Raw genomic sequence first — 12,150 nt, 5'->3', positions numbered from 1 at the left:
CGGGTACGCCGGACGTCAGTCCTTGGTGGCCGCGCCCTGCTGGCCGCCGAAGAAGCCGCCGTTGTCACCGCCGTTGTCGCCTGCTCCTCCCACGGTGGTGAGATTCACGGCGGTGCCCGGGGGGACCTGCTGGCCGGCACCGGGAGTGGACACCAGAACCGTTGCCTTGTCGTCCTGCGGACCGGAGATCTGGCCGACCGTGAGACCGGCCTCCTCGATCAGCTTGCGGGCGTCCTTGAGCTTCTGGCCCTGGAGCTGCGGCACCTGCGACTGCTCGGCCGCCTTGGCCACGGTCAGCGTGACGGTCGAACCCGCGTCGGCCTGCGTGTTGCCCGCCGGATCCTGTGCGACGACCGTGCCTGCGGCGACGTCACCGCGCTCCGTCTCGTCCTTCTCGACCTTGAAGTCGAGCTGCTCCAGCTGTGCCTTCGCCTGCTCGAACGGCTTGTTGGTGACGTCCGGGACGAGGGCCGTCTCCTTCTCCTTGGCGACGGTGAGGGTGATCGTCGCGGTCTTGGGCTTCTTGGTGCCCGCGTTCGGCGTCTGCTCGATCACGATGCCGGGCGTGCGCTCGGACTCGACTTCCTTGGTACGGATCCTGCTGCTGTCGAAGCCCTTGCTGACCAGCTCGTCCGTGGCCTCGTCGAGGGTCGCGCCCTCGACGTTCGGCACGGTGATCTGCTGGGGACCCGAGCACAGCGTGACCGTGACCGTGTCGTCCTTGGAGATCTTCGTGCCCGCGGCCGGGTCCTGCTTGGTGATCTGGTTCTTCTTCTGGTCCTCGCAGGGGATGGGGTTGCCGTCGTCCTTGACGACGAAGCCTCCACTGTCGCCCTGCTGCTTGGCGTCCTGCAGTGTGTCACCGATGAAGTTCGGGACAGGGACGTCACCGGCGCCGCCGGCGCCGCCGAACAGCTCCTTGCCGATGAAGATCGCGCCGACCAGGACCAGTATGCCCGCGACGACCAGGAGGACCGTCGACGTGCTGCTCTTCTTCTGGGGGCCGCGGCGCCCGTTCGGCCGCTCGTCGTAGCCGAAGCCGCCGTCGTCCTCACGCATGGGCGGGAGCATCGAGGTCTGGCCGGCCGGGTCCTGCGCGCGCAGGGCCGTCGTCGGCTGGTCCTCGCCGTAGCCGCCGTAGCCCACGGCGCCCAGCGCGGCCGTGGCCGCCACCGGCTGCCGTCCGTCGAGCGCGGCCTCGATGTCGGCGCGCATCTCGTCGGCGGACTGGTAGCGGTACTCCGGGTCCTTCACCAGTGCCTTGAGGACGATCGCGTCCATCGCCGGGGAGACCTCGGGGTCGTATGCGCTCGGCGGCTGCGGGTCCTCACGCACGTGCTGGTACGCCACGGCGACGGGTGAGTCGCCCACGAAGGGCGGCCGGACCGTCAGCAGTTCGTACAGCAGACAGCCCGTGGAGTAGAGGTCGGAGCGGGCGTCGACGGTCTCGCCCTTGGCCTGCTCCGGCGAGAGGTACTGGGCCGTGCCGATGACCGCCGCGGTCTGCGTCATTGTCATGCCGGAGTCGCCCATGGCGCGGGCGATGCCGAAGTCCATCACCTTGACTTGACCGGTGCGCGTCAGCATGACGTTGGCCGGCTTGATGTCGCGGTGCACGATCCCGGCCCGGTGGGAGTACTCCAGGGCCTGGAGGATGCCGATGGTCATCTCCAGGGACCGCTCGGGCAGCAGCTTTCTCCCGGAGTGCAGCAGCTCACGCAGGGTGGAGCCGTCCACGTACTCCATCACGATGTACGGGATGGAGACATTGTCGACGTAGTCCTCGCCGGTGTCGTAGACAGCGACGATCGACGGGTGGTTGAGCGAGGCGGCCGACTGGGCCTCCCGGCGGAACCGGGCCTGGAACGACGGGTCGCGGGCGAGGTCCGCCCGGAGCGTCTTCACAGCGACGGTGCGACCCAGACGCGTGTCATGCGCGAGATAGACCTCGGCCATGCCACCGCGGCCGAGCACCGAGCCCAGCTCGTACCGGCCGCCGAGGCGACGCGGCTCTTCCATAGCTTCTCCAGCCCTCTTCCGTCATTCCCACGCACCGGTGGGGTCCGGCGGTGTGCTGCTCGGCATACCGTACCCGGCACGCCGTAGTGGACCCGGTCAGCTCCTATCACCTGATACGAGACCGGTACTGTCACATGGGCAGTTCCGGCCCGGAGTGTGACCGGGCTCACTTCTCGCTGTTGATGACAGCCTCCATGACGTTCTTGGCGATCGGGGCAGCCAGGCCGCCACCGGAGATGTCGTCGCGGTTGGCGCTTCCGTCCTCCACCACGACGGCGACGGCGACCGGGGTTCCGCTGTCGGTCTTCGCGTATGAGATGAACCACGCGTAAGGCAGCTCACTGTTGTCCACACCGTGCTGGGCCGTACCCGTCTTGCCACCCACCGTGACACCGGGGATCTGGGCCCGCGTGCCGGTTCCGTCCTCGACGACGGTCTCCATCATTTCCTGGAGCTTCTGGGCGTTCTCCGGCTGGAGCGGCTGGCTCATCGCCTCGGGCTTGTGCTGCTCGACCACGTTGAGGTTCGGCGCCCGGAGCTGGTCGACCATGTACGGCTTCATCAGCTTGCCGTCGTTGGCGACGGCCGAGGCGACCATGGCCATCTGGAGCGGGGTGGTCGCGGTGTTGAACTGCCCGATGGAGGAGAGCGCGTTGCCCGGGCGGTCCATTTTGGTGTCGTAGACGCTGGCGTTGGAACGGGTCGGGGTGAAGATCTCCTTGTTGAAGCCGAACTTCTCGGCCTGCTCGACCATCTTGTCCCGGCCCACGTTGTCACCGATCTTGGCGAACACGGTGTTGCAGGACACCTTGAGCGCGTTCCGCAGGGTGGCGTCCTCGCAGGGGATGTTGCCCTCGTTCTTCAGGATGGTGGAGCTGAGCGGCAGCTTGTACGGCAGCGGCGACTTGGTCGGCTCGTCGATGTCCGTGTAGAGCCCGTTCTCCAGGGCCGCGGCCGCGGTGACGACCTTGAAGGTCGAGCCGGGCGGGTAGGTCTCGCGCAGCGCCCGGTTGGTCATCGGCTTGTCCTTGTCGGCGAGGAGAGCCTTGTAGTTCTCCCCGTCCTTCGCGGTCATGCCGGCGATCTTCGACGGGTCGTAGCTGGGCGCGCTGGCCAGGGCGAGGATCGCGCCGGTCTCCGGGTTGATCGCGGCGACGGCTCCCTTACGGCCCTTCAGACCTGAGTAAGCGGCCTTCTGTGCCTTGGAGTTGAGCGTGGTGACGACGTCGCCGCCCGTCTTCTCCTTGCCGGTGAGCATGTCGATGGTGCGGTTGAAGAAGAGGCGGTCGTCGTCGCCGGTGAGTATGCCGTCGTTCAGCTTCTCCAGGAAGTTGGCGTCGTAGACCTGGGAGGCGTAGCCGGTGACCGGGGCCCACATGGGGCCGTCCTTGTACGTGCGCTTGTACTTGAAGTCACCGGCGTCCGTCTCCTTGGAACCGGTGATCGGGTCGCCGTCGACGATGATGTTGCCCCGCGGCTGGCTGTACCGGGCGATGTCGACCCGGCGGTTGTGCTGGTCGTTCTTGAGCTCGTCGGCCTGGACGAACTGAACCCAGTTGACGCGGATCAGCAGGGCGAGGACGAGCAGGCCGCAGAAGATCGCGACCCGGCGGAGTGGCTTGTTCACGGTCGGACCACCTGGGTCATCTCGGCGTCGGTGGACGGGGCCGGGGCCGGGGCCGGGCGCCGCGCGGTGTCGCTGATGCGCAACAGGATCGCGATGAGCGCCCAGTTGGCGATCACCGACGAACCACCCTGCGCCAGGAAGGGGAGGGTCATGCCGGTGAGCGGGATCAGGCCGGTGACACCGCCCGCGACCACGAAGACCTGGAGGGCGAACGCGCCGGAGAGCCCGACGGCCAGCAGCTTGCCGAACGGGTCGCGAGCGGCGAGGGCGGTGCGGATGCCCCGCTCGATGAGGAGTCCGTAGAGCACCACGATGGCCATGACACCCGTGAGACCGAGTTCCTCGCCCACGGTGGCCAGGATGTAGTCGCTCTTGGGGGCGATACCGCCGATGAGGCGCGAATACCCCTGGCCGAGCCCGGAACCGAGGATGCCGCCGGAACCGAACGAGTACATGGCCTGGGCCGTCTCGGTCACACCGCCGTCCTGCAGCTCCAGCGGGTTGAGCCAGTTGTGCACACGGCTCTGGACGTGGCTTTCGAAGGACGCGACCGCGAAGGCGCCTGCGGCGCTGAGGAGCAGACCGAAGACGATCCAGCTGGTGCGCTCCGTGGCCACGTACAGCATGATCACGAAGAGGCCGAAGAAGAGCAGCGAGGTGCCCAGGTCGGTCTCGAAGACCAGGATCATCAGGCTGATCGCCCAGATCACGAGGATCGGGCCGAGGTCGCGGCCGCGGGGAAGGTACATGCCCATGAAGCGGCGGCTGGCGAGCGCGAGCGCGTCCCGCTTCACCATCAGGTACCCGGCGAAGAACACCGCGATGATGATCTTCGCGAACTCGCCGGGCTGGAGAGAGCCGACGCCCGGGATGGTGATCCAGATGCGCGCGCCGAATCGGGCCGGGAAGAACATCGGCGAGATCAGCAGGATCAGCGCGACCACCATCGAGATGTAGGTGTAGCGCTGCAGGATCCGGTGGTCCTTGAGGAACACGAGCACACCGAGGAACAGCGCCACACCCAGCGTCGACCACATCAGCTGCCCGGGCGCCATCGCGCCGCCGAGCTGCGGGGTGGTGATCGACGGCTCCTGGTCCAGGCGCCAGATCAGCACCAGCCCGAGGCCGTTGAGCAGCGTCGCGACGGGGAGCATCAGCGGGTCCGCGTACGGGGCGAACTTGCGCACCATCAGGTGCGCGACGCCCGCGAGGAGACCGAGGCCGAGCCCGTAGCCGAGCATGCCCGTGGGGATGCTGCCGCCCTTCGCCAGGCCGACGTTGGCGTAGGCGAAGACCGGGATCAGCACGGCGAAGACGAGCAGGGCGAGTTCGGTGTTCCGCCTGCTCGGCGCTCCCACGGAGCTGATTGTCGTGGTGTTGCTGCTGCTCATGGCTCGGATGGCCCCCCTGCTCCTACTGCGTGCTGTCGCACTGCTTGGCCAGCTGCTTCTCTTCCTCCGACAGCGTGGGGCCGGGTGTCGGAGTCGGGCCGGCGTTCGTGCTCGGGGTCTCGGCGCGGGTGGCGGGGGCACCGCCCTGGGCACCGCCGGCCTCGCCCTGCTGCTGGCCGGGCTTGGACTGCTGGTCCTCGGCCTTCTCGCGCTGCTCGGCCTGCTCCTTGGCCGCCCGGGCCTGTTCGGCGCGCTTCTTGCAGGCACCGGCCTGCTTGCCGAGGTCGGCGACCTTGTCCTCGGCCTGGCCGAGGCTGCCCACCGCGATCGTCTCCTCGACCTGCTTCCGCTGGTAGGCGGGGAGGTACTTGAGTTCGATCTCGGGGTGGTCCTTGTGCACCTCGTTGAGGCTGATCCAGGCCAGATCCTGGCTGATGCCCTGGTAGAGCGCGAGGTGCCGGCCCTTGGCGCCGACGTAGTACTGGGTCTGCGTCCAGCGGTAGCCGCCGTATCCGGCCGCGACGAGGAGGCCCAGGGCAAGCGTGATGATCATGGACCGCTTGAGCCACTTGCCGCGACGGCCGGGTTTGATGAAGTCCTCGTCGGTGTACGCCCCGTACCCGCCGTCGCCGAGGCCCGCGATCCCGGGGTCGCCGCTGCCGGGCGGGCCGAAGCCGCCCGCGGCAGCACCGGGGCCCTGCTGCGGTACGCCGCGGCCGAGGCCCGCAGCGCGGCCGGCCGGGGTCTGCATGGCGCCGTTGTCGTTGAGGTGGTGCGGATTCTCCGCCACCGCGCCGACGACGACCGGAGTGTCGTTGAGCTGCCCGGCGAGGGTGTCGCTGTCGTCGACGTCGAGGACGTCCGCGACGATGCACGTGATGTTGTCGGGGCCGCCGCCGCGCAGCGCGAGTTGGATGAGCTCCTGCACCGTCTCGTGCGGGCCCTGGTAGCCGGCCAGGGTGTCCTCGAGGGTCTGGTGGCTCACGACGCCCGAGAGGCCGTCGGAGCAGATGAGGTAGCGGTCCCCGGCCCGGACCTCGCGGATGGAGAGATCGGGCTCCACGTGTTCGCCGCTGCCGAGCGCCCGCATCAGCAGGGACCGCTGCGGATGGGTGGTGGCCTCCTCCTCGGTGATCCGCCCCTCGTCCACGAGCCGCTGCACCCAGGTGTGGTCCTGGGTGATCTGGGTGAGGACGCCGTCGCGCAGGAGGTACGCGCGGGAGTCGCCGACGTGGACCAGGCCCAGGCGCTGACCTGTCCACAGCAGGGCGGTGAGCGTGGTGCCCATGCCCTCGAGCTGGGGGTCCTCGTCGACCATGACGCGCAACTGGTCGTTGGCGCGCTGCACGGCCGTACCGAGGGAGGTGAGGATGTCGGAGCCGGGAACGTCGTCGTCGAGCTGGACGAGGGTGGAGATCACCTCGGAGCTGGCGACCTCACCGGCGGCCTGGCCGCCCATGCCGTCGGCGATGGCGAGAAGGCGCGGGCCGGCGTAGCCGGAGTCCTCATTGCCCTCGCGGATCATGCCTTTGTGCGATCCGGCGGCGAAGCGCAGTGACAGACTCATGCGCACCTCGCCGGTCGGCTCGGGGTACATCCGCACGGTGCCCACCCTCCGGTCGGGAGCGCGCTCACGTCTGCCGCGCCGCCCGTCGGCAGAGATGCCGACGCGGCCGGGGCTCGCTCGCTCCGCTCGCTCATTCTCGTACTACTTCCGCAGCTCGATAACGGTCTTGCCGATACGAATCGGCGCGTCCAGCGGAATCGGGGTCGGGGTGGTGAGTCGGGTCCGGTCGAGATACGTGCCATTGGTGGACCCGAGATCCTCCACGATCCATTGGCCGTCACGATCCGGGTAGATCCTGGCATGCCTGCTGGAGGCGTAGTCGTCGTCCAGCACGATCGTCGAGTCGTGTGCCCGGCCGAGGGTGATGGTCTGGCCCTGGAGGGCCACCGTGGTGCCGGTGAGGCTGCCCTCGGACACCACGAGCTTGGTCGGCGCCCCGCGGCGCTGGCGGCCGCTGCTGCGACCGCCGGACGGGGCGCGCTGCTGTGGCGGCTGCTGCCGCCCGCCGGACGGCCGGGCCTGCCCCTCGGCACGCCGGGCCGCGCGCTGGGTCACGCGCGTGCCGAACAGATCGCTGCGGATGACCTGTACGGCCACGATGACGAACAGCCACAGTACGGCGAGAAAGCCCAGCCGCATGACCGTCAGGGTCAGCTCTGACATTGCCCCCGCTTCACCCTTCGGCTTGCCGGAAAACGATGGTGGTGCTGCCCACGACGATCCGCGAGCCGTCGCGGAGCGTAGCGCGGGTCGTGTGCTGTCCGTCCACCACGATGCCGTTGGTGGAACCCAGATCCTGGATCGTGGAGGGCGTACCGGTCCGGATCTCGCAGTGTCGGCGGGAGACGCCCGGGTCGTCGATCCGCACATCGGCCTCGGTGCTGCGGCCGAGCACCATGGTCGGACGGGAAATCTGGTGGCGGGTGCCGTTGATCTCGATCCAGCGGCGGGTCTGCGAACCCGGCATGGGGCCCGCGCCGGGCAGCCGGGTCACGGGTGCGGGTCCGCCGGTCCGTGTCCCCTGCGGCGGCGCGGAGGGCATCGGCGGGGCTCCGGCGGGCTGCACGGAGCGGCCGCCGTAGGGGGCGGCGGCGGGTCGCCGGCCCTGTTGGTGGCTCTGGGACTCGCTGGAGGCGAGCGTGCGGCTGCGAACGCGGTACAGGCCGGTGTCGAGGTCGTCCGCCTTCTCCAGGTGCACCTTGATCGGGCCCATGAAGGTGTAGCGCTGCTGTTTCGCGTAGTCACGCACCATGCCGGCGAGCTCGTCGCCGAGCTGGCCCGAGTACGGGCTCAGGCGCTCGTGATCGGGCGCGCTCAGCTCGACGATGAAGTCGTTGGGAACCACGGTCCGGTCGCGGTTCCAGATGGTCGCGTTGTTGTCGCACTCCCGCTGGAGTGCTCCCGCGATCTCGACGGGCTGCACCTCGGACTTGAACACCTTGGCGAAGGTGCCGTTCACGAGACCCTCGAGACGCTGCTCGAAGCGCTTCAGTACTCCCACCGGGCACCTCCTTCCCTGCTGGGCTCGTCGAAATCGTCCTGGTACTGCTTACTGATCGTATCCACGAGCGGCAAACACGAGTGGTTCCACTTCCTGCCCCCGCCGTCGAGTGTCGCCCCTCACAGGTCCGATCCTGGTGGGCCACACCGGATGGTAGAGGCCATCCCCGGAACAGTGTCCCGCAACCGTGACGGTGCCCGGGCCCTCGGGGCGCGCGGCACCACGGGCGCGCGCCCCGCGGGGCCTGCAGTTACGCGCCCCATGAGGCCTGGGAATAGGCGTGTGAATCCACCCCTGCCAGCGTGCTAACCTTCTGGATGTCGGAAGGCGCGCCCACGCGCCGCGGGCGAATTGCTCCAGGGAATGTGGGAAAGCCTGACGGCAACACCCATGCGCGGGTGGCGGAATAGGCAGACGCGCTGGATTCAGGTTCCAGTGCCCGAAAGGGCGTGGGGGTTCAACTCCCCCCTCGCGCACCATGAGGTACCGACGAAACGGGTCCTCACCAAGGACGGCGGTCCTGGTGGGACCCGTTTCTCGTTGTTCTGAGTCCTGTCTCGACGCGAAGCCAGGGGCCGAGTGCAGCAGGGCCGGGACGGTGAGGCATCTCACCGTCCCGGCCCTGCTGTGTAGTTGATGTTCTGTGACAGCTGGGGCGTGGTTGGGCGGCTGGTGTCAGATGGCCGGTGGGGGTCCAGGTGCCCAGGGGCTTGGTCCTGCGGCGGTGGTGGGTGCGGCGGCGTGGTCGTTCGCCGCCGAGGGCCAGCGTGTCCAGCCAGTTTTTGATCTTGCGGCGGTTGGCGTGCGCGAGTTGGTAGGCGAGGGGGATGGTCTGGGGGCGACCCCGCGGAGGCCGCGGGAGCCCGAACTCGATGCTTTCGGCCAAGGGTTCTTCGCGTAGCCGTTGCAGTGCTCGACACTGTTGCGGAGAGAGGCGGGTGGATCGTCCGGTAACGCACACCTCGCCCAGCAAGATTTCGCTGAGCCTCAGCAGGCGGCAGCGATAGTTACCCCCGGGAGCCTCGCCCGTGGTGGGGCCGCCGGCGGCGATGAAGCGTTCGATCCCTTCGCGCATCAGCCGGACCCAGGCATTGACGTGCAGCCCCTCACCGTCGCAGAAGAGCGCCAACTGCGAGAGTGCGGTGAGAAGTTCTCGCGCCTGGTAGGGGACTTGTGGGTCGGCCATGGCAGCCCACACCGCGAGGTGCCGAGTAGTTGCCCGATAACCCCTCGCATTCCTGCGGCGGCGGGTGCGGCGCGATGAGGAAAACCGTCGCGCGTCACGGCCTGGTGTGGCTGCCGACGGCGAGTCCTGCCGCCACCACTGAAAGGCCGGCCAAGGTGAGGAAGAGTGCCGGGTAGCCGCCCAGGGGGCCGGAGAGTGCTGCGCCGGCGAACGGCGCGAGCGCTGCGGCGGTCATGCCGGGGGCGGCGAGGATGCCGGAGAGACGGCCGTACTGGGCGGTGCCCCAGCGGTCGGTGACGGCGGTGGCCTGGAGGAGGGTCAGGTTGCCGCGGACGGCCCCGGCGGCAACGGACAGGGCGATCAGCAGGACGTACGGGCCGGGGATGAGCGCGAGGGCGGCCGTGGTGACGCCGCCGAGGACGATCAGGGCAACGGTCCGCGTCGTCACGCCGGTGTGGCGGGCGAGCGTGGCGTACAGGGTGCGGCCCAGTGTCTGTCCCGCGCCGCCGAGTCCGAGGGCCCAGGCGGCCTGGCTCGTGGAGTAGCCGCGTTCGAGCAGGAGGGGCACGAGAGCGACCACGACGGCGTACAGGGCGAACGCGGAGAGGGTGAAGGCCGCGGCGAGCATCAGGAAAGGGTGGCTGCGCGCCACAACTGCCGCACCGCGGGGGCCGGGCGTGGAGGCGGGCGGAGCCTGGGGCCAGGGGGCCTTCAGCGCGAGCGCGTGGGCGGGCACGGTGACCAGGGCGAGGATCCCGGCCAGAACCGCGTAGGTGGCTCGCCAGGAGAGGTGGTCCGCGAGTGCGGCGGTGAGCGGGGCGAAGACGGTGGAGGCCAGGCCGCCGGCGAGGGTGACGATGGTCAGTGCGCGGATGTGGTCCGGTGCCCACCAGCGGGTGAGGGCGGCGAAGGCGGGTTGGTAGAAGGTGGACGCCATGGCGAGCCCGGCCAGAGTCCAACCGGCGTAGAAAACAAAGAGGTTGGGGGCGGCCGCGACCATGAGCAGGCTCAGGCTGCCCAGTATCGACCCGACGGTCATGACGGTGCGCGGGCCGCGGTGATCGAGAACACGGCCGACGCGTATGCCCGCGAGCCCGGAGACCGCCAGCGCGAGGGAAAAGGCGGCCGTCGTCGCTCCCGCGGACCACCCTGTTGCCGCGGTGATCCGCGGATTCAGTACGGGGAAGGCGTAGTAGACGATGCCCCAGCTGGTGATCTGGGTGGCGCACAGGGCCGGCAGAGCAGTGCGGGGCCGCGACCTGTCTCCCGTTCCGGTCGCGGCCCTTCTGCTTCGGGTGTCGAGCCTGGTCACGAGCGGCAGCAGCCGCCGGTAGCAGCCTCCTCGGTCGGGGCCTGCGCAGCACTCGTGGCGGCGCCGAGCCGGACCGGCTGTGGCTCCGGCGCCGCGCAACAGCCTCCCTGGCCGGCCTGCTCTGCCTCGGGGGTGTCGAAGAGTCCGGCCCCTCCACACACGCCGGTCTCGGGAAGGGTGAGTTCGACGCGGTCGGCGGCTTCGATGTCGCCGGCGATCGCGGCAGCCACGGAGCGGACCTGCTCGTAGCCGGTCATGGCCAGGAATGTCGGAGCCCGGCCGTAGGACTTCATGCCGACCAGGTAGACGCCGTCCTCCGGGTGGGACAGCTCGCGATGCCCGTGGGGGTGGACGGTGCCGCAGGAGTGCTGGTTGGGGTCGATCAGCGGAGCGAGATCGATCGCTGCCTGGAGACGCTCGTCGAGGCCGAGGCGGATCTCGGACAGGAATGAGAGATCCGGTCGGAAGCCGGTCAGGACGATGACCTCGTCCACCGGCTCCAGGCGGCGTCCGTCATCGGCCACCAGCACCAGACGGCCCTCCCCGTCGCGCTCGATGGCCTCGGTACGGAACCCGGTGACCGCATCGGCGTGGCCCGCCTCGACGGCGGCCTTCGCCGCGAGGCCCAGTGCCCCGCGAGCGGGCAACTGGTCGGCTTCGCCGCCACCGAAGGTGGAGCCCGAGATGCCGCGACGCAAAATCCACAGTGCCTTGGTGCCGGCACCGTTGTCGGACGTGGCAAGGTCGGCGAGGTAGGCCAGGGCCGTGAAGGCCGAGGCGCCGGAGCCGATCACGGCCGTGCGCTTGCCGGCGTGGCGGGTGCGGACGGTGGGGTCCTTGAGGTCGGGGACGCGGTAGGTGATGCGGTCGGCTGCCGCGCGCTCGCCCAGGGCCGGCAGGCCGCTGCCGCCGGCGGGACTCGGGATGGTCCAGGTGCCGGAGGCATCGATCACCGCGCTGGCCAGGACGCGCTCCTCGCCGCCGTCGGCGGTGCTGATGTGAACGACGAACGGCTGGCCTTCACGGTCGGCGTCGACGACCCGGTCACGCCCGGTGCGCGAGACGCCGCTGACCCGGGCGCCGTAGCGCACCTTGCTTCCCATCACGTCGGCCAGCGGCTGCAGATACTGCTCGGCCCACTCCCCACCGGACGGATACCTCTCCTTCGTTGGGGCGGTCCAGCCGCTGGGAGCCAGGAGCTTCTCGGCCGCGGGGTCGGTCAGCTCTCCCCAGGGGGAGAACAGCCGCACGTGCGACCACTCGCGCACTGTGGCGCCGGCTGTCTGCCCGGCCTCCAGGACCAGGGGCTCGATGCCCTGGTCGATGAGGTGGGCGGCGGCTGCCAGGCCGACCGGGCCGGCACCGATCACGACGACGGGATGGGCGCTGCGGGTCTTCATGGCGTGGGCCTCTTCCTGTGCGGGCGGGAGCTCGGCTGCGGATGCCGGCGATGCGAGCGAAGGCTCGGGGCGAAGGCGGAGCGCCTGCGCCCAGCATGCGCTCGTCACTGGGCCGTGAACATCACCCGAGCTCCCTGATTCGAGATC

The 12,150-nt window shown here is 69.6% G+C and carries 8 protein-coding genes and 1 tRNA gene; 1 reads left to right on the top strand and 8 read right to left on the bottom strand.

Annotated elements, in window-relative coordinates; genetic code table 11:
* Positions 1 to 15: 15 nt before the first annotated feature.
* The 6 genes from pknB to AB0M26_RS02670 form a co-directional block, all read right to left on the bottom strand.
* Positions 16 to 2,019, bottom strand: coding sequence for a Stk1 family PASTA domain-containing Ser/Thr kinase (gene pknB / locus AB0M26_RS02695; RefSeq protein WP_365253371.1), 2,004 nt, complete (start codon positions 2,017 to 2,019; stop codon positions 16 to 18).
* Between the two features lie 166 nt (positions 2,020 to 2,185).
* A complete protein-coding gene (locus tag AB0M26_RS02690; RefSeq protein ID WP_365253368.1) occupies positions 2,186 to 3,646 on the bottom strand; it encodes a penicillin-binding transpeptidase domain-containing protein in 1,461 nt (486 codons plus the stop codon).
* Positions 3,643 to 5,037, bottom strand: coding sequence for an FtsW/RodA/SpoVE family cell cycle protein (locus AB0M26_RS02685; protein WP_365253365.1), 1,395 nt, complete (start codon positions 5,035 to 5,037; stop codon positions 3,643 to 3,645). Before AB0M26_RS02685 ends, AB0M26_RS02690 begins: the two co-directional genes overlap by 4 nt.
* A 22-nt stretch (positions 5,038 to 5,059) precedes the next feature.
* Positions 5,060 to 6,604, bottom strand: coding sequence for a PP2C family serine/threonine-protein phosphatase (locus tag AB0M26_RS02680; RefSeq protein WP_365253790.1), 1,545 nt, complete (start codon positions 6,602 to 6,604; stop codon positions 5,060 to 5,062).
* A 141-nt stretch (positions 6,605 to 6,745) separates the two neighbouring features.
* Positions 6,746 to 7,267, bottom strand: coding sequence for an FHA domain-containing protein (locus AB0M26_RS02675; RefSeq protein WP_365253362.1), 522 nt, complete (start codon positions 7,265 to 7,267; stop codon positions 6,746 to 6,748).
* 10 nt (positions 7,268 to 7,277) lie between these two features.
* Positions 7,278 to 8,105, bottom strand: coding sequence for an FhaA domain-containing protein (locus AB0M26_RS02670; RefSeq protein WP_365253359.1), 828 nt, complete (start codon positions 8,103 to 8,105; stop codon positions 7,278 to 7,280).
* A 392-nt stretch (positions 8,106 to 8,497) separates the two neighbouring features.
* On the opposite strand from AB0M26_RS02670, the gene AB0M26_RS02665 reads away from it, so the two are divergent.
* Positions 8,498 to 8,584 (top strand) — tRNA-Leu (locus AB0M26_RS02665).
* 801 nt (positions 8,585 to 9,385) lie between these two features.
* Here AB0M26_RS02665 and AB0M26_RS02660 read toward each other — a convergent pair.
* On the bottom strand, positions 9,386 to 10,603 hold the full coding sequence (locus tag AB0M26_RS02660) for an MFS transporter (RefSeq protein WP_365253356.1): 1,218 nt from the start codon (positions 10,601 to 10,603) through the stop codon (positions 9,386 to 9,388).
* The gene (locus AB0M26_RS02655; protein WP_365253353.1) at positions 10,600 to 12,003 is read right to left on the bottom strand and encodes an NAD(P)-binding domain-containing protein; all 1,404 of its coding nucleotides are present in this window, start codon (positions 12,001 to 12,003) and stop codon (positions 10,600 to 10,602) included. Before AB0M26_RS02655 ends, AB0M26_RS02660 begins: the two co-directional genes overlap by 4 nt.
* Positions 12,004 to 12,150 lie beyond the last annotated feature (147 nt).

The sequence above is a fragment of the Streptomyces sp. NPDC051776 genome, assembly GCF_040681345.1.
In the GTDB taxonomy this organism is placed as follows: domain Bacteria; phylum Actinomycetota; class Actinomycetes; order Streptomycetales; family Streptomycetaceae; genus Streptomyces.
This window is presented reverse-complemented; position numbering and strand designations above follow the sequence as displayed.